21 protein-coding genes are annotated in these 21,113 nt (G+C 60.6%); 15 read left to right on the top strand and 6 right to left on the bottom strand.

Features of this window, described 5'->3' with window-relative positions; translation table 11 throughout:
* Positions 1 to 191: 191 nt before the first annotated feature.
* The gene (locus tag NIBR502773_RS29555; protein WP_141157678.1) at positions 192 to 1,292 is read right to left on the bottom strand and encodes an ABC transporter substrate-binding protein; all 1,101 of its coding nucleotides are present in this window, start codon (positions 1,290 to 1,292) and stop codon (positions 192 to 194) included.
* Between the two features lie 461 nt (positions 1,293 to 1,753).
* On the opposite strand from NIBR502773_RS29555, the gene NIBR502773_RS29550 reads away from it, so the two are divergent.
* Complete coding sequence (locus NIBR502773_RS29550; RefSeq protein WP_065941621.1) at positions 1,754 to 2,359, top strand: cysteine hydrolase; 606 nt, start codon at positions 1,754 to 1,756, stop codon at positions 2,357 to 2,359.
* Positions 2,360 to 2,445: 86 nt separating this feature from the next.
* On the opposite strand, the gene NIBR502773_RS29545 is transcribed toward NIBR502773_RS29550, so the two are convergent.
* From NIBR502773_RS29545 to NIBR502773_RS29525, 5 genes are all read right to left on the bottom strand, one after another.
* Positions 2,446 to 2,643 (bottom strand): hypothetical protein, encoded by a 198-nt coding sequence (locus tag NIBR502773_RS29545; RefSeq protein ID WP_141157677.1) that lies wholly within the window; start codon positions 2,641 to 2,643, stop codon positions 2,446 to 2,448.
* Positions 2,644 to 2,870: 227 nt separating this feature from the next.
* Positions 2,871 to 3,503, bottom strand: coding sequence for a hypothetical protein (locus NIBR502773_RS29540; RefSeq protein ID WP_227451460.1), 633 nt, complete (start codon positions 3,501 to 3,503; stop codon positions 2,871 to 2,873).
* A gap of 133 nt (positions 3,504 to 3,636) precedes the next feature.
* Entirely contained in the window at positions 3,637 to 4,455 is an 819-nt protein-coding gene (locus tag NIBR502773_RS29535; protein WP_065941623.1) for a helix-turn-helix transcriptional regulator, read from the bottom strand.
* Between the two features lie 5 nt (positions 4,456 to 4,460).
* Positions 4,461 to 5,000, bottom strand: a complete 540-nt coding sequence (locus tag NIBR502773_RS29530) for a kinase inhibitor (protein WP_141157676.1) — start codon at positions 4,998 to 5,000, stop codon at positions 4,461 to 4,463.
* A 139-nt stretch (positions 5,001 to 5,139) separates the two neighbouring features.
* Positions 5,140 to 5,622 carry an Lrp/AsnC family transcriptional regulator gene (locus tag NIBR502773_RS29525; RefSeq protein WP_065941773.1) on the bottom strand — a complete coding sequence of 161 codons (483 nt, stop codon included), beginning with the start codon at positions 5,620 to 5,622 and terminating at the stop codon, positions 5,140 to 5,142.
* 143 nt (positions 5,623 to 5,765) lie between these two features.
* Here NIBR502773_RS29525 and NIBR502773_RS29520 point away from each other — a divergent pair, with 143 nt between their 5' ends.
* The 14 genes from NIBR502773_RS29520 (at position 5,766) to NIBR502773_RS29455 (ending at position 21,060) form a co-directional block, all read left to right on the top strand.
* Positions 5,766 to 6,806 (top strand): zinc-dependent alcohol dehydrogenase family protein, encoded by a 1,041-nt coding sequence (locus NIBR502773_RS29520; RefSeq protein WP_141157675.1) that lies wholly within the window; start codon positions 5,766 to 5,768, stop codon positions 6,804 to 6,806.
* Positions 6,807 to 7,133: 327 nt separating this feature from the next.
* Positions 7,134 to 8,759, top strand: coding sequence for a methyl-accepting chemotaxis protein (locus tag NIBR502773_RS29515; RefSeq protein ID WP_141157674.1), 1,626 nt, complete (start codon positions 7,134 to 7,136; stop codon positions 8,757 to 8,759).
* Positions 8,760 to 8,968: 209 nt separating this feature from the next.
* Positions 8,969 to 9,985, top strand: coding sequence for an iron ABC transporter substrate-binding protein (locus NIBR502773_RS29510; protein ID WP_141157673.1), 1,017 nt, complete (start codon positions 8,969 to 8,971; stop codon positions 9,983 to 9,985).
* Positions 9,986 to 9,988: 3 nt separating this feature from the next.
* Positions 9,989 to 11,587: an ABC transporter permease gene (locus tag NIBR502773_RS29505; protein WP_373682403.1), complete on the top strand. Its 1,599-nt coding sequence runs from the start codon at positions 9,989 to 9,991 to the stop codon at positions 11,585 to 11,587.
* On the top strand, positions 11,584 to 12,630 hold the full coding sequence (locus NIBR502773_RS29500) for an ABC transporter ATP-binding protein (protein ID WP_141157672.1): 1,047 nt from the start codon (positions 11,584 to 11,586) through the stop codon (positions 12,628 to 12,630). Before NIBR502773_RS29505 ends, NIBR502773_RS29500 begins: the two co-directional genes overlap by 4 nt.
* Positions 12,631 to 12,712: 82 nt before the next feature.
* Positions 12,713 to 13,477 (top strand): hypothetical protein, encoded by a 765-nt coding sequence (locus NIBR502773_RS29495; protein WP_115487379.1) that lies wholly within the window; start codon positions 12,713 to 12,715, stop codon positions 13,475 to 13,477.
* Between the two features lie 25 nt (positions 13,478 to 13,502).
* Positions 13,503 to 13,934: a hypothetical protein gene (locus tag NIBR502773_RS29490; RefSeq protein WP_027606657.1), complete on the top strand. Its 432-nt coding sequence runs from the start codon at positions 13,503 to 13,505 to the stop codon at positions 13,932 to 13,934.
* A 91-nt stretch (positions 13,935 to 14,025) separates the two neighbouring features.
* Complete coding sequence (locus NIBR502773_RS29485) at positions 14,026 to 14,691, top strand: response regulator (protein ID WP_115487380.1); 666 nt, start codon at positions 14,026 to 14,028, stop codon at positions 14,689 to 14,691.
* Entirely contained in the window at positions 14,667 to 16,022 is a 1,356-nt protein-coding gene (locus tag NIBR502773_RS29480) for an ATP-binding protein (protein WP_115487381.1), read from the top strand. The genes NIBR502773_RS29485 and NIBR502773_RS29480 overlap by 25 nt, the downstream gene beginning before the upstream one ends.
* Positions 16,019 to 16,363, top strand: coding sequence for a cysteine hydrolase family protein (locus NIBR502773_RS29475; protein WP_257228086.1), 345 nt, complete (start codon positions 16,019 to 16,021; stop codon positions 16,361 to 16,363). The genes NIBR502773_RS29480 and NIBR502773_RS29475 overlap by 4 nt, the downstream gene beginning before the upstream one ends.
* Before the next feature lie 283 nt (positions 16,364 to 16,646).
* On the top strand, positions 16,647 to 17,498 hold the full coding sequence (locus tag NIBR502773_RS29470; RefSeq protein ID WP_115487382.1) for a sugar phosphate isomerase/epimerase: 852 nt from the start codon (positions 16,647 to 16,649) through the stop codon (positions 17,496 to 17,498).
* Between the two features lie 13 nt (positions 17,499 to 17,511).
* Entirely contained in the window at positions 17,512 to 18,564 is a 1,053-nt protein-coding gene (locus tag NIBR502773_RS29465; protein WP_141157671.1) for an isopenicillin N synthase family oxygenase, read from the top strand.
* Between the two features lie 77 nt (positions 18,565 to 18,641).
* Entirely contained in the window at positions 18,642 to 19,445 is an 804-nt protein-coding gene (locus tag NIBR502773_RS29460; RefSeq protein ID WP_027606662.1) for an ABC transporter substrate-binding protein, read from the top strand.
* A 106-nt stretch (positions 19,446 to 19,551) separates the two neighbouring features.
* A complete protein-coding gene (locus tag NIBR502773_RS29455; protein ID WP_141157670.1) occupies positions 19,552 to 21,060 on the top strand; it encodes an amino acid ABC transporter permease/ATP-binding protein in 1,509 nt (502 codons plus the stop codon).
* The last annotated feature ends 53 nt before the right edge of the window (positions 21,061 to 21,113 follow it).

Below are 21,113 nucleotides of genomic sequence, written 5' to 3'. Positions count from 1 at the left end.
GCCAGAATTTCCGCGGAATGGCTGGCGGAATCCACCGCACGTACCATGCCTCGCAGGCCGTAGAGGTTCACGAGCGATACCGCCAGCATCAGCAACACCAGTGCGGCCACCGCCAGGCCGATCCTGACCGCAATAGGCCTGGCCGTGGCTGATTTGAATGTCAACATGGGGCCTCGCCTCCTAGCCCGCCGCTACTGTTTCGTCACCTCCGGCAAAGGCGCCGGCGGCGCCGTATGGTTGATGGCTGCATCGATCATCGCCGCAACGGAAGCCTGGCCGTAGAACGGATTGGCGGCACCGCCCACCGGCATAGTGGCAAGCCAGGCGTCCAGGTCTTTGGCATCAATACGTACCAGCGGCACCTCGACGAACTTCGGCACTTGCTTGCCCGCCAATATCTGCTGGGCCACCCAGAACCCCATCTGGGAGACGCTCGGGGAGGCAGAGATAGAAACTGTCTCGTAGCCATTGGCATCGCGTTCCTGTTTCCACAGGGCAAGTTCGTCCTGACGGTTCCCCATCACAATGATCGGCAAAGGGCGACCCGCCGCCTTGAACGCCATGGCCGCACCATATCCGTCGCCACCCTGGGTAGCCACGGCATCAATGGCGGGCAGCGACGGCAGCGCCAGCGTCACTTCCCTGCGGGCGACAGAAGCCGTCCAGTTCCCGTATACGGTCTTGACGAATTTCAGGCCCGGATAGTCGCTGGCGGCCTTGCGAATGCCATCGCTGATGTTTTTATCCGTGGCATCGCCAGCGATGCCGCGGATCTCCAGCAACGTCCCGTTGCCCTTCAGGCGCTCGGCGATGTAGTCCATTTCCACACGGCCCATGGCGGACCAGTTGTAATCCACGGTATAGACACAGGGCTCGGTGACCAGGCTGGCCATGACGACCACCACGATGCCGGCGTTGCAGGCATCGCGGATCACCCCGTTGAGGGCCGTGTCGGAGGCAGCGAGGATCACGATGGCATCGACACCCTTGACGATCATGTCCTGGATATGGGCTGCCTGTTCCGAAGCCGAGTTATTGGCGCTGACGACGGGAGCCTCGCGGATCAAGCCCTCCTTTTGCGCCTGGAGCGCAATTTCCTGCCAGTTGCGCACCATCACCTTGCGAAAATCGCTGCCTGCATAGGAATTGCTGAAGGCAATGCTGTAGCTCGCGGTAGGGCCGCTGGCGATGCCGTCGGCGGCAGCGTGGGCCGGATTGCCGGCAACTATCGCCAGCACCGCCACGCAGCCGGCGAAGCGCCCCAAGGTCGTGTGGATCGACTGGGTGTTCATGCTGTTCTCCATCGTGCTTGGCATTTACCAACAGTCATCCACCCGCACTGGCTTACAGCCTGGATCGACGGAGTGTTCTGGTTGGAGCACTTGGCCCCCAAATTGGAGATTTTCGAACAGGTGAGGTGTGGGGCAGGCATTGAACGTTTCCCTGTATGCCGCGTGCGGGTTGTTGCGTGAGCCGTTGAAAACGCCTGAAGCCCACCCACCGGCTGTCTGGCCGATACAAGGCTGCTGGCCAACGTCAATGTTTTGCTAGGCTCAGTGCCCTTGGCGGCCGAACATTGAGACCCATAGATGGCTCGCATTGGCAATGAGCATAGTATCAAAGTGCCCGCTTTGCCCGCGGTCTGTGAACGGATGCGGCGTTCCGAGCCATAGTTTTGTGTTTGACTGCCGCCCCACTCAACCCTGCCTGCTGTTCTACGCTTGTTGCTCGACCCACTTATCGGAGACCCGACATGAACCCACACACCACCGCCCTGGTCCTGATCGAATACCAGAACGATTTCACCACCCAAGGCGGCGTCTTCCATGACGCCGTCAAAGACGTCATGCACACGTCCAATATGCTCGCGAACACCGCCACCACGGTTGAACAGGCGCGCACGCTCGGCGTGAAGATCATCCACCTGCCGATCCAGTTCGCCGAGGGCTATCCGGAACTGACCACCCGCGACTACGGGATTCTCAAGGGCGTTGCCGATGGCAGCGCTTTCCGCACCGGCAGTTGGGGCGCCGACATCAGCGAGGCGATTACCCGGGAAGCCGGCGACATTCTCGTGGAGGGCAAGCGCGGGCTGGACGGTTTCGCCACCACGGGCCTGGACCTGGTGCTGCGCAACAACGGCATCCAGACCCTGGTGGTAGCGGGTTTCCTGACCAATTGCTGTGTCGAAGGCACGGTACGATCAGGTTATGAGAAGGGCTATAACGTGGTGACCCTGATCGATTGCACCGCGACCTTCACCGAGGAGCAACAACAGGCTGCCGAACGCTTCACGCTGCCGATGTTTTCCAGGACGTTGCAACACACCGAGTTTCTCGACGGGCTGAACGCCCGCTAGCCATCGCCCAGAAGGCGGCTTTACAGCCGCCTTCAGATTCCCAGCCACCTGCGACACCCTGGCCGGGTTCGTTGATCTGAAACACCTCAGTTGTCAGGGTGTTCGCTCGCCACTGAATCGGCAGCGTCCACATCAGACATATCCTCCTCAAGGGGGGCATCGTCGTCCGGCGGCAGCGGGATCTTATCCTCATCACGCCTCGGGTCGTGCCCTGTCTCGTTGTCCGTCCCGCGCGTTACAGCCTGCTGTGAAATGTTGCCCGGGGCATTCTCATTGATTTCCATGCTGGCTCTCCGTTCTTGGGCTCGGGATATCCGTGCTTAAGGTTGAGAAACGCCATGCCCCCCAGAGTGCCGGGCAACAGACGAATGGACGCGCCCAGGCTGGCACAAGGTGACACTGCCGGTGCGTGTTTCGATCCATTCGACGCCGTGGGTATTTGCTGGATGGCGCTGACGGCGGGGCAATTATCGATGCGATTGAAAGGTGATAGTGCCCGGAGGTGCTTCGTTCATTTGTCCAGATTCATTGGTTCATGCATCCGTTCGCCTATTATTGCGCGCAGCCATGCAGCATGAAATTCCATGTCTTCCAGAGAAGTCCCCTCAGCCAATCGATATTCGAACTCCTTGCCCCTCCGCCCCTGGCACACGACGCTGAAATGGCCATGGCGGTCATAACTGGCGAGCACGTAAGGGCTGATACAAATGATATCGCTGAAGGGCACCTGCACTTCGGCGGGTTTACGGCCGCGACGGGTGACGGTGAGAGTCAGCAGTTGCCGGTTTTCGTCAAAGGTGAAGGCCAGCACTCTGGACGCAGAGAACATCCACGCGAAAACCAGCCCCATGAGCACAACAACACCAAGCATAGCCAGGATGAGAGGCGACGTGGTGGGACTCGCCCCATCGCTGGACGATGCGCCTTGCATCGCTTCGAGACCGAAAAGGATCAGCACCGTCACCCCTATGACCGGCAGGAACATAAGCAGCACAAAACAGAAACCCAATATGGCCGCCCCAGTGCTGCCGAAGGTGGGTAAGTCCGGATTGCCATGCCACATAGGTGGGTGAGCGCGCGGTTTTTCAGGGCCTGGCGCGGCGGGAGGCGTTGCGATGGGGTGAACTGAAGTTTGATGGGTCATCCAGCAGGCTCCGGGGGGACTGCGTAGACAGTAGCACTATCGCCAGACAGTCTGGTCCGCTACCCACCGATAGACGTCAACACCTGGCTCACACTGCCGGCCGGCAGACGGGGGGACGCCCTCCCGCAACGGTTCAAATCGCGGCCCGCAATTCACGGGGTGACAGGCCATAGTGTGAGCGAAAACGCACGGCAAAACGTGAGGCCGAGGCGTAGCCGCAGGCGCCGGCAATTTCACCGATCGGGCGAGACGTTGTCTGCAGCCGTTGTAATGCTGTCGACAGTCGAACGCCCTCCAGAATGTTCCTGAAACTATTCCCCTCGTTCGCCAGTTGGCGACGCAAGGTCGACTCCCCCAGGTTCATGTGCTGTGCGACGCTCGCAACCGTCCAGTCTCGCTCCGGGTTGGCCATTACCAGATGCTGCACCCGCTCGCACAAGGGATCGTTGCGCCCCATCAGCAAAGGTCCGACCTGGCCGCCAAGGCATAGGCTCAGCAGCACCGCTTCCCCATAATGTGTGCAGAGCGCCTGCGGGGCGTTTGCATGGATGGCGACCAGCAACTGCTCCCATGCCTGGGTGGTGTGCCTGTCCAGGGGAACGCATAGATCGCTCTTCAGTGCACCGCGACCACTCTTGATCTGCTGGCTATATCGGCTGCTGAAGTGACGCAATGTCGAGACGGGAAAGGTCACCGCATCGGCGATGTAGTGACCCTGAGGGCCGGGGAAGTTTGAGATACCCAGCTCGCGCCCGGCCGGCATCAGAATCAGATGCCGAGGCCCTGCGCGCATTTCACGGTCATCCCATTGCAACAGTTTTTCCCCCTGCCGCACTCGACACAAGGTGGTCACGAACACCGGCACCCTGGGCAAGGTAAGGGCATGTCGCGCCCGTATGACACAGGCATCGATAATATTTTCCCGGTGCTGTATGCCGTCACAAGGGCGCATGGTTCTTAACGTCCGTAAGTGGAAGTAATGGTCGCTTTGGCCAGGACGTTGGCGTTGAGCATGTAACCGACCAAGGCTCCGCTGGCCTGGTTGTCGAGCGGTAGCTTATCGACTTTCAAGGCCCACACGGTGAATTGATAGCGATGGGGTTTATCGCCGACAGGAGGGCAAGCGCCACCGAACCCCGGCTGGCCATAATCGGTTCGCCCTTGTACTGCACCCGCAGGCAGGTTCGCCCCCACGCCGCGTGGCAAACTATGGGTGGAGGCCGGCAGGTTGACCACCGTCCAATGCCACCAACCGCTGCCGGTGGGGGCATCGGGATCGTAAACGGTGATCGCGTAGCTTTTGGTCCCTGCCGGGGCGTTTGTCCACGAAAGCTCAGGAGACGTGTTGCCACCGTCGCAACCGAAGCCCTGGAACACTTCGCGACGGGTCAACGGGCGGTTGTCAGCAATATCCCGGCTGGTCAGTGAGAAATCCGCAGCGTAGCCACTGAGTGTGACGGCCATGGAGAGTGCAGGCAGGATTGATCTGATGTTCATCGCGGCTCCAGCTGAGTCTGAAAGTGAAGCTCGAGTCTAGGTTGAACAAAACCGGGAGACTGTGCCGAAATGCTCGATAACAGTGCCGAAATGCTCGATTATCCGGACGAACGATGGCTCTCCACGTGCCCGACCGCCTTCAGATGCTCAAGAGCTCGCTGACGGGCAGTCGATGAGTGGTCTTCATCTCGCGCAGGGAGAGGTTCGAGCGAATACTGGAAACCCCCGGGAGCTTCCTCAGCACTGTTTCGACAAAGCGGCTATAGCTGTCCAGGTCCCGTGCAACCACCTCAAGGAGAAAGTCCGCCTCCCCCGTTGTGTTATGGCAACTCAATACCTGCGGGGCCGCCTGGATAATCTTTTCAAACGTTGCCGTGGCTTCTTCGCTGTGATCCGTGCAGGAGATCTGGACAAACGCCTTCAGGCCCAGCCCGAGTTTCTTTCGATTGAGAATGGCCTGGTATCCCTCGATAACCCCGCATTCTTCCAGGCGTCTTTGCTTGCGCCAACAGGACGCTTCGCTGAGGGACAGCTGCTCGGCCAGCTTCACATTCGACAGCTTGCCGTCCCGCTGCAAACGTTCCGATATTGCAATGTCCGCCTTATCGAGCTGCTCAATCATGAAATAACCCCTCAAATTCATGCTTAAAAATGAAGGTTAATTTCAATTATTGCGTTCGGTCAATGGCAACTTGAAGGGTAATTTCAAGGCGCTCATTCATAATGGCAATGCCTGAATCGCCCCTCCAAGCCTAGGTAATTTGAATGAAAGCAGTCGTCTACGAAGCCTTTTCCAAACCGCCGCGCCTGATGAACGTGGCCGATCCATCTCCGGAACGCCATGGCGTGGTGATCCAGGTGCTTGGCACCGGAGTGTGCCGCAGCGACTGGCATGGCTGGAAAGGTCATGACCCCGACATTGAACTGCCCCATGTACCGGGTCATGAGCTGGCCGGCATCGTGGCCGAGGTGGGCCACGACGTCACGCGGTGGAAGGTCGGTGACCGGGTGACCGTGCCGTTCGTGGGTGGCTGTGGTACTTGTGCGCAGTGCAACAGCGGCAATCAGCAGGTGTGTCACACGCAATTCCAGCCGGGCTTCACTCATTGGGGGTCGTTTGCCGAGTACGTCGGCATCCATCAGGCCGATCTGAACCTGGTCGCGCTGCCTGAGAGCATGGACTTCGCTACCGCCGCAAGCCTGGGTTGTCGCTTCGCCACCTCGTTCCGTGCAGTCGTCGACCAAGGCAACGTCAGCGCCGGTCAGTGGGTCGCGGTACATGGCTGCGGAGGTGTAGGCCTGTCTGCGGTGATGATCGCCCAGGCCATTGGCGCGAACGTGATCGCCATCGACATTTCCCAGGAAAAACTCGACCTGGCACGCGCCCTCGGCGCTGTCGCCACCATCAATGCCCAGTGCGTCGCGGACGTCACCGAAGCCGTGCTGGAAATCACCCAGGGCGGTGCCCACGTCTCGCTGGACGCCTTGGGCCACCCAACCACCTGTTTCAACTCCATCAATAACCTGCGCCGTCGCGGCAAGCACGTCCAGGTCGGGTTGATGCTCGCTGATCACGCCACGCCGGCCATCCCCATGGGCAAGGTCATCGCCCATGAACTTGAGATCTACGGTAGCCACGGCATGCAGGCGCATCGCTATGGCGCGATGATCGAGATGATCACCTCAGGCAAGCTGGCGCCTGAAAAACTCGTGGGCAAAACCATCAGCCTGGAACAGTCCATCGACGCGTTGACGAACATGGACCGCTTCGAGACGGCAGGGGTAACCGTCATAACCGAGTTTTGACGCATGGCGCCACCCTGAACATCCACCTATCTAGGGTTTGCCTGATTAACCTCATGCAGGCCCTTGTTTCCTTCGCACGAATTTCCGGCCGCTTTGACAAAGGATCAGGCGCCCACGGAAATATTTAATAGACTAACGATTAGCGCGCAATAATTTATCGCAACTATCACCTCGATTCATTTTTTTGAATTCCTCACTGTACGCATCGCCGCCAGGATGACAGTCAGCGCCAATGTGCCGCCTGCAAAGGCAGCCCTTGTTCGTGATCAACAAAAACTGACGCAGGGGCTGCCCCCTCCCCTGACACCTCGGCCTTCGGAGGCCTATATGAAACTAAGATCCTTGAATATCGCGCGCAGAGCGTTCGTCTGCTTCGGTCTGATCACCCTCTTGCTGATCAGTTTGGCAGGCTTCTCCTATTTACAAATCGGTCATTTGCGCACGGCGGAGCAGAACATCGAGCAAAACTCCCTGCCGAGCATCCAGGTGATTGACGATATTCAGATCGCCCTTCTGCATGCGCGCCTTGAGAGTATCCGCATGCTCTCGAGTACCTCCAAAGACGTGCATGATGCATCGCTGTCAAAGGTCGAAGAGGCCATGCGAACGCTTGAAGCGAAGAGCGCGTTTTATCGTGACAACCTGATCTCCGGCGAACAGGATCAACTGCAGTTTGAGAAGGCCAGCCAAACAATGGATGCCTACATTGAGGGCCTGAAAAAAGTACTCGCCCTCGATCAGCCTGACCATGAACAAGCGATCTCGTTCGCCAACACCGAGCAGGCACAGCGGGCCAGTGCCTATCAAGAGCAGCTCACACTTCTACGTGAGCAAAATGCACGCCAGGCGGTTTTGTCGGGGCAGGATGCAGCAGAGGTTTATACCCATAGCGTCAGGGTACTGATAGCTGTGCTGGTGGTGGCTTTTGCGCTCACTACCCTGCTGGCCACGTTGTTCACCAACAGTATTGTGAACCCCATCAGTTCGTCCCTCAAACTGGCGGAAGATATCGCGGCCGGCGACCTTACCCATGACCTGGAAGTCACCGGTTCGGATGAAGCATCCCGCTTGATGCATGCGCTCAATATCATGCAGAAGAACCTCCGGAGCACGATACTGGAAATATCAGGCGCCTCAGCTCAACTCAGCAGCGCTGCCGTCGAGATGATTTCGATCACGGAAAGTGCTGATCGCACCTTGCAACAGCAGAACAGCGAGATAGAGCAGGCTGCCACGGCCGTCACCGAGATGAGCGCTGCTGTCGAAGAGGTTGCCCGCAATGCCAACTCCACCTCGGAAGCCGCAATGCAGTCCAGCCTGGCAGCCGATCTTGGCAATAAAAGGGTCACTGAAACGCTCACGGCCATGCGCGGCCTGACGGGGTTAGTCGAAGTTTCCTCGGAGCAGGTAAAAGCGCTAGCAGGCCAGGCGCAAGACATCAGCAAGGTACTCGGCGTTATCCGGGCGATTGCCGAGCAAACCAATCTGCTGGCGTTGAACGCTGCAATTGAAGCAGCCCGCGCAGGAGAACAAGGCCGCGGTTTTGCAGTGGTCGCCGACGAAGTCAGGGCACTGGCGCACCGCACCCAAACCTCTACCCAGGAAATTGAACAGATGATCTCGACGATTCAAACAGGCTCCTCAGCCGCCGTCGAATCGATGCAGATGAGCACGTCTGAGGTCTACAGCACGCGAGATACGGCGGAGCAAGCCGGCCAGTCGCTGCGCCAGATCATAGATTCCGTACTCGAAATCAACGATCGCAATATCCAGATCGCAACCGCCTCCGAGGAACAGGCTCACGTAGCGCGTGATGTGGATCGCAGCCTGATAAGCATCCGCGACCTTGCCGTTCAAAGCAGCGAAGGCACTCGCCAGACGCTGACGGCAAGTAATGAGCTGTCACGGTTGGCTGTAAACCTGAACGACCTGGTGCTTCGCTTCAGAACTTAGTAATTGCCGTAGCGCGCCATTTCGGGTGAATGACACATGCCTGCAAACACCATGGGCGCGCGCTCGGTAAAACTCACCTTTTTTTCACGTTTTTTTTTCATTCCCGGCTCTACATTCGCCGCGCCTCAGCATGCAAATGATTCCTATTGGTCAGGAATCTCCAGCTATATTCCTCAAGCACACCCTCACCATCAGGAGCTTGCCCTCTCATGACTATCGGTTTTCCGTCGTTCCTTGAAAAAGCCCTGCTGGTCGGCGCGCTGCTCGCCGCCGGGCACGTCTATGCCGCGAGCGACAGCGTTGGCATCGTGGTGTACAACGCCCAGCACGAGAGCCTGACCAAGGCGTGGGTCGAAGGGTTTACCCAGGAAACCGGGATTCCCGTGACCATCCGCAATGGCGATGACACCGAGATGGGCAACCAGATTGTGCAGGAAGGTGCTGCCTCCCCGGCCGATGTGTTCCTCACCGAAAACTCACCGGCGATGGTGCTGGTCGATAACGCCGGGCTGTTTGCCCCCGTGGCGCCGACCACCCTGGAACAGGTCGGTGCGGCCTATCGTCCGGCCCACGGCAAATGGGTGGGTATCGCTGCGCGCTCGACGGTGTTTGTGTATAACCCGGGCGCGCTCAAGGAAGCCGACCTGCCCAAATCCCTGATGGACCTTGCCTCTCCCCACTGGAAAGGCCGCTGGGCCGCCTCCCCGGCCGGGGCCGACTTCCAGGCGATCGTCGCTGCCGTGCTCGAACTCAAGGGCGAGGCCGCCACCCTCGACTGGCTCAAGGCAATGAAAGCCAACGCGAGCATTTACCGCGGCAACAGTGCGGTACTCAAGGCCGTCAATGCCGGCCAGGTCGACAGTGGCGTGATCTACCACTACTACAGCTTCGTCGATCAGTCCAAGACCGGCGAAAACAGCAAGAACACTTCACTGCACTACTTCAAGCACCAGGACCCGGGCGCGTTCGTCAGCATCTCCGGTGCCGGCGTGCTGGCCTCCAGCACACACAAGGAGCAGGCCCAGGCTTTCCTGGCGTGGATCACCGGCCCGGACGGCCAGGCGATTCTCAAGAGCGGCAATTCGTTCGAGTACGCCGTGGGCCGGAACGCCGAGTCGAACCCCAAGCTGGTATCGCTGACGCAGCTCGATGCTCCCAAGGTTGATGCGTCCAAACTCGACAGCAAAAAAGCCGTCGCATTGATGACCCAGGCCGGACTCCTCTGATTGTTGCCTGAAACCCTGGAGGCGGCTGCCGCCCGGTCGATACCCGCGCGACCTTCACAGCGCAGCCACGCGCGTTTTTTCAGGCGTGGCGGCGCATGGGTCACCGGTTTATCGGTGCTGGTTTCGCTGCTGGCCCTGTTGCCCATCGCCTTCGTGATCGGTGTGTCCTGGCAAATCGGCTGGGCACAGATCGAGGCCTTGGTGTTCCGGCCTCGGGTTGCCGAGTTGCTGGTCAACACCGTATTGCTGGTGGTCATCACCCTGCCCTTGTGCGTGGCGCTGGGCGTCGCGCTGGCCTGGTTGACCGAACGCACCGACCTGCCGGGACGCCGTCTGTGGTCATTGCTGGCAGTGGCTCCCCTCGCGGTGCCGGCCTTTGTGCACAGCTATGCCTGGGTCAGCCTGGTGCCGTCGATCCATGGCTTGCCGGCGGGCGTGCTGGTCTCGGTCATCGCCTACTTTCCGTTTCTGTACCTGCCAGTGGCGGCCACGTTGCGGCGGCTCGATCCTGCTATCGAAGACGTAGCCGAATCCCTGGGGCTCAAACCCTGGGCGGTGTTCTTCAGGGTGGTGGTGCCGCAGTTGCGCCTGGCGATCTGCGGCGGCGCGCTGCTGGTGGGCCTGCACCTGCTGGCCGAATACGGCCTGTACGCGATGATCCGCTTCGACACCTTCACCACGGCGATCTTCGACCAGTTCAAGTCGACCTTCAATGGCCCGGCCGCCAACATGCTGGCGGCGGTATTGGCACTGTGCTGCCTGGCGATGCTGACGATCGAATCGGCGGCCCGCGGTGCCGCGCGTTATGCACGGGTCGGCTCGGGCAGTGCCCGGGACCAGCGCACCCTGCGCCTGGGCACTCCCATCCGCATCGCCGCCCTTGGCCTGCAAGCGTTCACCTGCGCGCTGGCCCTGGGTGTGCCGCTGATCACCCTGGGCAAATGGTTGGTCGCCGGCGGCGTGGCCGTGTGGCAGATGAATGAACTGCTGCCGGCCCTCGAGCAAACCCTGTTGCTCGGCGCTGCCGGAGCGCTGCTGACCACCGGCGCGGCGGTACCGATTGCCTGGCTGTCGATACGTGCGCCAGGGCGCTTGCAGCGCATCCTGGAGAGCTGCAACTACATCACCAGCTCTTTGCCCGGCATCGTCGTCGCGCTGGCACTGGTGACCGTGACCATTCACTTCGCGCGACCGATCTACCAGACCACGATCACCGTGCTGCTCGCCTACCTGCTGATGTTTTTGCCAAGGGCGCTGGTGAGCTTGCGGGCCGGAATCGCCCAGGCGCCGGTGGAGCTGGAACACATGGCACGCAGCCTCGGCCGCTCGCCCGCCCGTGCACTCTGGCTGATCACCCTGCGCCTGGCCGCACCAGGTGCAGCGGCCGGTGCCGCACTGGTGTTCCTGGCGATCACCAATGAGCTGACCGCCACATTGCTGCTGGCCCCCAACGGCACCCGCACCCTGGCCACCGGCTTCTGGGCAATGACCAGTGAAATTGACTACGCCGCCGCAGCCCCCTACGCGCTGATCATGATCCTGTTGTCCCTGCCGTTGACCGGCCTCCTCTATCACCAATCCAAACGCACGGCTGGCCGATGAACGCCCTCGAACTCAATGCAATCTGTAAGTCCTTCGGCAGCCAGCGCGCCTTGGCCGACGTCAACCTGTCGGTGCCCACCGGCAGCCGAACGGTGATCGTCGGGCCGTCAGGTTCAGGCAAGACCACGCTGCTGCGGATGATCGCCGGATTCGAGTTTCCCGATAGCGGCAGCCTTGCGCTCAATGGCCAACTGCTGGTCGACGCCACGCACGCCGTCCCGGCCCATCAACGCCAGATCGGTTATGTGCCGCAGGACGGTGCGCTGTTCCCGCATATGAGCGTGGCCGACAATATCGCCTTTGGCCTGGCCGCCAAGGGCGCGCAACGCGAAACACGCATCGCCGAACTGATGGACAGCGTGGCCCTTGAAGCCAGCATGGCGCGGCGCTGGCCCCACGAACTGTCCGGCGGGCAGCAACAACGGGTGGCCCTGGCCCGTGCACTGGCGCAACAACCACGCCTAATGCTGCTGGATGAACCCTTTTCGGCGCTGGACACCGGCCTGCGAGCAGCGATGCGCAAGATGGTCGCACGGCTGCTGAGCGACGCCGGTATTACCACGATTCTGGTGACGCACGACCAGAGTGAGGCGCTGTCGTTTGCCGATCAACTGGCCGTGATGCGTCAGGGACGCCTGGTGCAGTCCGGCCATCCGATGGACCTGTACCAGTCCCCCGGCGACCAACAGACCGCCTTGTTCCTGGGCGATGCAGTGATCCTGCCTGCCAGGCTCGAAGCCGGATGGGCCCATTGCGAACTGGGCCGTATCGCGGTCAACAGCCTGGACAATTGTCCCGTTGCACAGATCATGCTGCGCCCCGAGCAGTTGCAGGTCAGCACGGGGTCAGGCGCCGGCTGCCAGGGCGTGGTGACCGAGCGTGATTTTGGCGGGAACACCTGCACCCTGACCGTGGCGCTGCAGCCTGACGATGGCGCACCGGGGCGCGCGATCCTGGTACGCAGTTCGGGCCTGCAGGCGCCCTTGACCGGCAGCACGGTGCAGCTGACGACAATCGGCGTGGCGCATGTATTTTCCGCATAGGTCGCCGGCCCTCAGTCCCGGCTAAGTTTCGTGCCGTACCTTCTCCCCTGCGCCACCACCGCGCACAGGAGAGGTAAACCCGATGAATGCCACAGCAGCCCGCTGGCTGAACAAAGTACCCGAGGTGACCCTGTCATTCTGGGTGATCAAGATCCTGTCCACCACCGTGGGCGAAACCGGCGCGGACTATCTCGCCGTCGATGCGGGCCTGGGTGCCGGCTGGACCAGCATCGGCATGGCCGCCCTGTTGGCCATCGCGCTGTTTTTCCAGCTGCGCACCAAAGCCTACACCCCCTGGATCTACTGGCTGACCGTGGTGCTGGTGAGCATTGTCGGGACGCAGATCACCGACATCCTCACCGATAAACTCGACGTCAGCCTGTATACCAGCACGGTGATCTTCTCGGTCCTGCTCGCCCTCAACTTCCTGGTCTGGTACCGCACCGAACGCAGCCTGTCGATCCGGGCCATCGTGACCCCACGGCGCGAGGTGTTCTACTGGGCCACCGTGTTGTGCACCTTCGCGCTCGGCACCGCCGCCGGCGACCTGGCCACCGAAGCGCTGGGCCTGGGCTTCACCCTGGGCGCGGTGATTTTTGCGCTGATGATCGGCGCAACCCTGCTCGCCTGGCGCCTGGGTGCCAATGTGGTCCTGACCTTCTGGATCACTTACATCCTGACTCGCCCCTTCGGTGCCTCCCTCGGCGACTTGCTGACCCAGGCCAAGACCTACGGCGGCCTGGGCATGGGCGCCAGCTGGACCAGCGCGATCTTCCTCTGCGTGATTGTCCTGTTGGTGGCCGTCGCACAAATCGGCGTCGGCAACCGCAGAACCCTGCGCCCATAACTCAATTACCCTCAAGGACCTCATCATGCGCCCTGTTCAAAACCTTATTCGCCGCGCCGCAATCGCCGCTTCGATCCTGTTGTTGGGTATCGCTGCCGGCTGCTCGAAACCTGCCGATAAACCCCAGGCCCCCGTCACGCCAGGTTCGACCAACAGCCAGGGCAAGGCCGCCTCGAAACTGGGCGACCTGTCCGAGTTCCGCAGCATCGCCGTCGAAGTGGCCGGCCTGGTCGACAAAAACGACCTGCCTGGCGCGAAAGCCCGGATCAAAGACCTGGAGTCCACCTGGGACTCGGCCGAAGCCGGCATCAAGCCGCGCGCGGCCAGTGACTGGCATGTACTGGACAAAGCCATCGACCGTGCCCTGTCGGCACTGCGTGACAGCAGCCCGAAACAGGCTGATTGCAAGGCTGCTATGGACGACCTGCTCAAGGCATTCGACGCGATGAAAGGCTGATACCGTCCGGTGCGGACAAATACCCGCGCAGGTGCTTCAATACAGGCGCGACAGTCAGCCCTGCCGCGCCTGTTTTTTTGCGGAGAGGGACATGCGGATACTGTTGGTCGAAGACGATTCGATGATTGGCGATGCTATCCAGCGCGCACTCAGCGACGCCAGCTATGCCGCGGACTGGGTCAAGAACGGCCTCAGCGGCCTGGCCGCACTCGACACCCATCACTATGACCTGGTGCTGCTGGACCTTGGCCTGCCCGGCAAGGACGGCCTCGACGTGCTGGCGACCATCCGCGAGCGTAACAACCCGGTGCCCTTGCTGATCATTACCGCCCGAGACAGCCTGGATGATCGCCTGCGCGGCCTGGATGGCGGCGCCGACGACTTCCTGCTCAAGCCGTTCAACATGGCGGAATTGCTCGCGCGCATGCGTGCCGTGCTGCGCCGCAAGGGCGGCAATGCATTACCCGTGCTCAGTAATGGCGTGGTCTCGCTGGACTTGCTGTCCAAGCAAGCGACAACCGTCGAACTCAGCGATATAGCGCTATCCAGCCGCGAGTTCGCGCTGCTGCAAGCCCTGTTGATCCGTCCCGGTGCGATCCTCTCGCGCAGCGAACTGGAAGAGCGCCTGTATGGTTGGGGCAATGAAGTTGAAAGCAACGCCATCGAGTTCCTGATTCACGCCTTGCGGCGCAAGTTGGGCAGTCATGTGATCAAGAACGTCAGGGGCATGGGATGGATGGTGTCAAGAAACGCTTGAGTGAATCGGTACAACTGCGGCTTTCGGTGGCCCTGTCGCTGGCCATTTTGCTGGTCGCCTTGATTGCCAGCGGGTTTGCATTCGTCTCAGCCTTCGAAGAAGCCCACGAACAGCAGGACGACACCCTGCGCCAGGTGGCGATCCTGTTTGATCGCCAGCACATGACCCTGCAGTACCCGCAAGGCACCACCATCGACGGCGACGACGAAGAGTCCCGGTTGATCATTCAACACCTTGGCGACGGTATCGATCCCTCGGGTCTCACCGATGAGGTCATTCCACTGCCATTCCCGGCCAACTTGGCCGAAGGGTTGTCCACGGTCGAGGTGGCGGGCGAGGCTTTCCGTGTACTGGTCAGGACCACCGCCAACGGCGAGCGTATTGCGGTGGCCCAGGAGTCCGACGCCCGCGACAACGATGCACGAGAAAGCGCCTGGCGCAGCCTGCTGCCGTTCCTGATCCTGTTTCCCGTGCTGTTGCTGGTCGTCGGCGACCTGGTGCGCAAGCTGTTTCGCCCCATCGCCAGCCTGTCGGCGGAAATAGATCAGCGCGCCGAACAGGAACTGCACCCGATACATGAACAGCATCTGCCCACCGAAATCCGCCCGTTTGTGGTGGCCATCAATCGCTTGCTGGCACGGGTTGCCCGGTCCATGGACAACCAACGCCGTTTCGTTGCCGACGCGGCCCATGAATTGCGCTCGCCCATGACCGCCCTGTCCCTGCAGGCCGAACGACTGGCCGCCACGCACATGTCATCCCAGACCCGCGAGCGCTTGCTGCCTCTTTCACGGGGTATCGAGCGCGGACGCCAATTGATCGACCAACTGCTGAGCCTGGCCGCGGCGCAATCGGAGGCAGCCCGGGATCAAAGCGTGGTGTCAGTGCATGAAATCTACCGACAGGTCCTGGAAGACCTGTTGCCATTGGCTGAATGCAAACAGCTCGATATTGGCGTCGAAAGCACCCAGGATGTGCACCTCACCTTCAACCGGATGGACCTGTTTACCCTGGTCAAGAACCTGGTGGATAACGCGATCCGCTATACCCCAGCGGGCGGCCGCGTCGATCTGTCGGTGGCGTCGGCGCCCGGTGCGGTCAAGCTGCTGATCCAGGACTCAGGGCCTGGAATCCCCCTCGAGGAACAGGCACGGGTATTCGATCCGTTCTATCGCGGCCTGGGCACCGATGAGGCGGGCTCGGGGCTCGGTTTGTCCATCGTCAAGGCGATCACCGAGCGCACCGGGGCACGCGTCCAATTGTCGTTTACCGATACCGCGCAACAACGCGGACTGAGTGTCACGGTCTGGCTCGATTCAACCCGTACATGAACGGTTGGGGCGTCGACATCAGCGAGGCGATTACCCGGGAAGCCGGCGACATCCTCGTGGAGGGCAAGCGCGGGCTGGACGGTTTTGCTACCACAGGCCTGGACCTGGTGCTGCGCAACAACGGCATCCAGACCCTGGTGGTGGCGGGCTTCCTGACCAATTGCTGTGTCGAAGGCACGGTTCGATCGGGTTATGAGAAGGGCTATAACGTGGTGACCCTGATCGATTGCACCGCGACCTTCACCGACAAACAACAACAGGCCGCAGAACGCTTCACGCTGCCGATGTTTTCCAGGACGTTGCAACACACAAAGTTTCTCGACGGGCTGAACGCCCAGTAGCCATAAAGCAGGAGGCGGCTTTACCGTCGCCTTCAGATTCGCAGTCACCCGCGCGTTACCCGTCGCCCCTCAATAGTTTAGAAATCTCTGAACTATCTATTTGCACTTCCCTATTCTTTCCGCCAAGCGCCTCTCCCTACTATTGGCGGCAACAAAGGAGCCTTTCCACAGAGATGCGGCCCGAAGATTGCCTTTTCTGATTGTCACTGCCGTTTTTGTGCGTTTCGGTCCGCGCCGAAACGCCGCTGTGTCAATCATGCGAAGGCACCTTTGGAGCAGATCGATGAAGTTGGAAGTATTCCGAACGTTATGGGGCTACACCGCGAGCAAGGCACAAGCGCTCGAAGAGTTGCTTGACGCCGGGTTCGATGGCATGGAAGCCCGCCTGCCCATGACCGCCAGCGAACGCGCCGAGTTCGCAGCCTTTCTACGCGCCAACCATGTCAGCTATATCAGTACCGTCTTCAGCGCCTACGATGTTCTGCCGGAACAATCGGCGAACGTCGACGAACACCTGCTGGACCTCGATAAAAAACTCGCTTGGGCGGCTGAGTTGTCGCCGCGCTTCATCAACCTGCTGGCTGGCAACGACCGCTGGCCACTGGCACAGCAAGTCGACTTCTTTGGCCGCGCAATGGACGTCGCGCGCAAGCACGGCCAGGTGTGCGCCTTTGAAACCCATCGTGCGCGCTCGTTGTTCAACCCCTGGGTCACCCTCGAGCTGATTCGCCAACTGCCGGACCTGCGCTTCACCAGCGACATCAGTCATTGGGTCGTCACCTGCGAGCGCCTGCTCAACGATCCGGAAGATGACCTCAGCGCTTTCGTCGAGCGCGTTCACCACATTCAAGCCCGGGTCGGTTATGACCAGGGGCCCCAGGTTCCCCACCCCGCCGCTCCCGAGTACACCCAAGCGCTGGCCTTCCATCAGCAGCATTGGGAGGCCATCTGGCGATCCCAGGAAAGTCGCGGCTATCAGGTCAGCACGCTGACACCGGAGTTCGGTGCCGACGGCTACCTGCATCACCTGCCCTTCACCAATGTGCCGGTGGCCGACCTGTGGTCGCTGAACGTATGGATGGCAACTACCGAGCGCGAGCATTTCCGGCGTTTCAGCGGTGCCTCAACCCGATAAGGAGCGTTATTTCATGCCTGACCAAACGCCAAAGGCCGCCAACTTCAATCGCATTCCGCTGGTGGACATCGCCGGGCTGTACAGCGACGACATCGCACAGCGCCAGGCAGTGGCCGAAGAACTCGGTAACGCCGCCCGCGCAGTGGGTTTTCTGTACATCAAGAACCACGGCATCGAGTCGTCGCTGATCGACGGCTTGCGTCACGCGGCGAAGGACCTGTTTGCGCAATCTCTTGAGTACAAGATGCAGCATTACATCGGCACCTCCCGCAGCCACAAGGGGTTTGTGCCTGAAGGCGAAGAGGTCTATGCCAAAGGCAAACCGGACCACAAGGAGGCGTTCGATATCGGTTTTGAAGTGGGCGAAGACGACCCGCTGGTCAGGGCCGGAACCCCCTTGATCGGGGCCAATGAATGGCCGGACCTGCCGGGTTTCCGTCCCGCCGTCGAAGCGTACTACGCTGCGGTGTTTGCGCTGGGGCGTCGCCTGTTCAAGGGCTTCGCGCTCGCATTGGGCCTTGAAGAGGACTATTTCGAGGCACTGGTTACCCGCCCACCGTCGAAACTGCGCCTGATTCACTACCCCTTTGACCTGGCCGCCCAAGATTCACCCGGCATTGGTGCGCATACCGACTACGAGTGCTTCACCATTTTGCTTGCCGACAAGCCAGGCCTCGAGGTGATGAACGATCAAGGGCAATGGATTGATGCGCCGCCCGTGGACGGTGCCTTTGTGGTCAACATCGGCGACATGCTGGAGGTCATGACCGCGGGTGCGTTCGTCGCTACGGCTCACCGAGTGCGAACCGTCAGCGAAGAGCGCTACGCCTTCCCACTCTTCTACGCGTGCGACTTCCATACGCAGATCAAGCCACTGCCACAGTTTCTTGAAGGCGCTAAGGATTACGAGGAAATCACCATCGGTGAGCACATGTTCGGCCAAGCGTTGCAGACCTATCAGTACCTGCGCCGCAAAGTCGAACGGGGCGAACTCAAGCTGTACGAGAAAGCACGCAAGCCGTCGAGCTTCGGTCACTTGAAGAGCCAGGCGCAGGACGCGTCCTGATGCAACCCTCAGCCTGGTCACACCGCCCTGTTTAACCACCCGCCCAGCCCTACTTTACCGACGTGGAGTCATCGATGATGCGCAATCCAATCAATCATGCTGTCCGCTTGACCCTGCTGGCCGTCGCACTCCTTGGTGCGGCCGGCGCCCATGCAGCAACGACGGTGACACCCGGCGTACTCAAGGTCGGCATGGAAATCACCTATCCGCCCTTCGAGTCATACGACGAACATAAAAACGTCGTCGGTTCCGACCCCGAGCTGGCGCACCTGCTCGCCAAGCACCTGGACCTCAAGGCCGACTTCGTCGACACCAAGTTTTCCAACCTGATCCTCAGCCTGAACGCCGGCCACTACGACGCGATCATCTCCGGCATGTACATCACGCCCCAGCGGCAGACGCAAGCGCAAACCATCCCGTACGCCAAGACCGGCGCAGCGATCATGGTGCTGAAGGACAGCCCGCTGAAACCGAAGGTACCGGAAGACCTCTGCGGCCTGAAAGTCGGCCTGGAAAAAGGCACCACGTGGGTGACGCAGTTCAACACGCTCTCGACCGACTACTGCACCCCGAATAACAAGGGCGCGATTATGGTCAGCGAGTTCCCGTCCGCACCGGAGGTAACCCAGGCGCTGCTCTCCGGCAATGTGCAGGCTCAGGTGGAGATCGACGGCGCCGCCGGCATGATCGCAGAACGCACCAAGGGCCGCGTCGTGGTGAGCACCGAGCACTCGATCTACCAGCAAACGCTGGGTATTTACGTCAAGAAAGGCAACGACGCGCTCTATCAGGCACTGCTCAAGGCCTTTGAGGCGAGCAAGGCCTCCGGTGAATACACCGCCCTGTTGAAGAAATACAACCTCGAAGAACCGACTAACTGACCCGGTGCAGCCCTGTGGGAGCGCAGCCGCTCCCACAGTCGGCGGCTTTCGCTTGACTGCCCGGCCCAGGTAAAGCCTGTGTCGACGCCAGCAGTTGGAGAGACACATGCAATTTGAATGGCCTTACTTTTTTTCACTGTTTTCGCTCTCGGACTTCTGGAAAGCCTGCATTACGGTGGTGGAGCTCAGCACGCTGGCCTGGTTCATCGGCATGCTGCTGGGCTTCCTGCTGGCTTCGGCCAAGCTTTCGGCCGCGCGTTGGATCAGCGTGCCGGCGTCGATTTATATCTGGTTCTTTCGCAGCGTGCCGCTGCTGGTACTGGTGGTGTTCGTCTATAACCTGCCGCAGATGTTCCCGGTCACCCGTGGCGTCCTGTCCAACCCGTTCTATTCCGGCCTGTTGGCCCTGGTGGTCACCGAAGCGGCCTATATGGCGGAAATCCACCGTGGTGGCTTGATATCCGTGGCCAAAGGTCAAAAAGAGGCCGGCCGCGCGCTGGGCATCGGCCTGATCGGTTTGCAGCGCCTGATCGTGATCCCCCAGGCGTTCCGCATTTCCCTGCCGACGCTGATCAACGAATACATCACCGTGGTGAAACTGACCTCGCTGGTCTCGGTGATTTCCTTGACCGAACTGTTGACCGTGGGCCAGCGCCTTTACGCGAAAAACTTCCTGGTGATGGAAACCCTGTCGGCTGTGGCGGTGTATTACGTGCTGATCGTGACCGTGCTCGGCTGGCTGTTTCATTGGCTGGAGCACCACCTGGAACTCAACAACCGCACACCCCGGACGCTGGATGACACCAGCATGGGACGCCTACGCGCCTCACAACCCGCCCCTCCTTCGGCAAGCGCTCGGAAAGCCTCCGGGCCTGGCTCGGCACCCGCCCTGCAACTGGTCGACATTCACAAGCGCTACGGCCAGCACGCTGTGCTCAAAGGCATCAACCTTGATGTAAATGTGGGTCAGGTGGTTTCCATCATCGGCCCGTCCGGCTCGGGGAAAACCTCGCTGATTCGCACCGTCAACGCCCTGGAAAGCATCGACCAAGGCGAGATCATTCTGTTCGGCGAAAGCTATATCCACGCCGGTGACAACACCAACACGCTACAAGTACGCCGTGGGGTACAGCACATCGGCATGGTGTTCCAGGGCTTCAACCTGTTTCCCCATCGCACCATTCTCGACAACGTCACCCTCGCGCCGCGCTATCACGGCCGCGACAAGCTCATCAGCGAGCAGCGCGCCTACGCCCTGCTGGACAAGGTCGGACTGCTGGCTCACGCGCACAAGTATCCGCATCAGTTGTCTGGGGGGCAGCAACAACGCGTGGCAATCGCCCGCGCATTGGCCATGGATCCACATATCATGCTGTTTGATGAGCCGACGTCAGCCCTCGACCCGGAACTGGTAGGCGACGTGCTCAAGGTCATCGGCGACCTGGCCAAAGAAGGCATGACCATGCTGATCGTGACCCACGAGATGGACTTCGCCCTGTCCATTTCCGACCGGGTGATTTTCATGGAGGACGGCCTGGTTGCGCTGGATGCGGCGCCTGGGATGATTCGTGCCGATCAGTGCGGCGAGAGAATCAAGGCGTTCATGCGGGTTTGAAGCCAGCGTGAGTGGGGCCTGAAATTCGAAACGCAAGCATCGCTGATCAGCGC

Origin of the sequence: Pseudomonas sp. NIBRBAC000502773, assembly GCF_006517195.1 — a bacterium.
Taxonomy (GTDB): domain Bacteria; phylum Pseudomonadota; class Gammaproteobacteria; order Pseudomonadales; family Pseudomonadaceae; genus Aquipseudomonas; species Aquipseudomonas marginalis.
Note: the sequence above shows the minus strand (reverse complement) of the source record. Positions and strands in the feature narration are given on the sequence as shown.

Bases quoted from the DNA above. Each gene is read 5' to 3' on its own strand.
- NIBR502773_RS29555 (WP_141157678.1), bottom strand. From the start codon at position 1,292: ATGAACACCCAGTCGATCCACACGACCTTGGGGCGCTTCGCCGGCTGC.
- NIBR502773_RS29550 (WP_065941621.1), top strand. From the start codon at position 1,754: ATGAACCCACACACCACCGCCCTGGTCCTGATCGAATACCAGAACGAT.
- NIBR502773_RS29545 (WP_141157677.1), bottom strand. From the start codon at position 2,643: ATGGAAATCAATGAGAATGCCCCGGGCAACATTTCACAGCAGGCTGTA.
- NIBR502773_RS29540 (WP_227451460.1), bottom strand. From the start codon at position 3,503: ATGACCCATCAAACTTCAGTTCACCCCATCGCAACGCCTCCCGCCGCG.
- NIBR502773_RS29535 (WP_065941623.1), bottom strand. From the start codon at position 4,455: ATGCGCCCTTGTGACGGCATACAGCACCGGGAAAATATTATCGATGCC.
- NIBR502773_RS29530 (WP_141157676.1), bottom strand. From the start codon at position 5,000: ATGAACATCAGATCAATCCTGCCTGCACTCTCCATGGCCGTCACACTC.
- NIBR502773_RS29525 (WP_065941773.1), bottom strand. From the start codon at position 5,622: ATGATTGAGCAGCTCGATAAGGCGGACATTGCAATATCGGAACGTTTG.
- NIBR502773_RS29520 (WP_141157675.1), top strand. From the start codon at position 5,766: ATGAAAGCAGTCGTCTACGAAGCCTTTTCCAAACCGCCGCGCCTGATG.
- NIBR502773_RS29515 (WP_141157674.1), top strand. From the start codon at position 7,134: ATGAAACTAAGATCCTTGAATATCGCGCGCAGAGCGTTCGTCTGCTTC.
- NIBR502773_RS29510 (WP_141157673.1), top strand. From the start codon at position 8,969: ATGACTATCGGTTTTCCGTCGTTCCTTGAAAAAGCCCTGCTGGTCGGC.
- NIBR502773_RS29500 (WP_141157672.1), top strand. From the start codon at position 11,584: ATGAACGCCCTCGAACTCAATGCAATCTGTAAGTCCTTCGGCAGCCAG.
- NIBR502773_RS29495 (WP_115487379.1), top strand. From the start codon at position 12,713: ATGAATGCCACAGCAGCCCGCTGGCTGAACAAAGTACCCGAGGTGACC.
- NIBR502773_RS29490 (WP_027606657.1), top strand. From the start codon at position 13,503: ATGCGCCCTGTTCAAAACCTTATTCGCCGCGCCGCAATCGCCGCTTCG.
- NIBR502773_RS29485 (WP_115487380.1), top strand. From the start codon at position 14,026: ATGCGGATACTGTTGGTCGAAGACGATTCGATGATTGGCGATGCTATC.
- NIBR502773_RS29480 (WP_115487381.1), top strand. From the start codon at position 14,667: ATGGATGGTGTCAAGAAACGCTTGAGTGAATCGGTACAACTGCGGCTT.
- NIBR502773_RS29475 (WP_257228086.1), top strand. From the start codon at position 16,019: ATGAACGGTTGGGGCGTCGACATCAGCGAGGCGATTACCCGGGAAGCC.
- NIBR502773_RS29470 (WP_115487382.1), top strand. From the start codon at position 16,647: ATGAAGTTGGAAGTATTCCGAACGTTATGGGGCTACACCGCGAGCAAG.
- NIBR502773_RS29465 (WP_141157671.1), top strand. From the start codon at position 17,512: ATGCCTGACCAAACGCCAAAGGCCGCCAACTTCAATCGCATTCCGCTG.
- NIBR502773_RS29460 (WP_027606662.1), top strand. From the start codon at position 18,642: ATGCGCAATCCAATCAATCATGCTGTCCGCTTGACCCTGCTGGCCGTC.
- NIBR502773_RS29455 (WP_141157670.1), top strand. From the start codon at position 19,552: ATGCAATTTGAATGGCCTTACTTTTTTTCACTGTTTTCGCTCTCGGAC.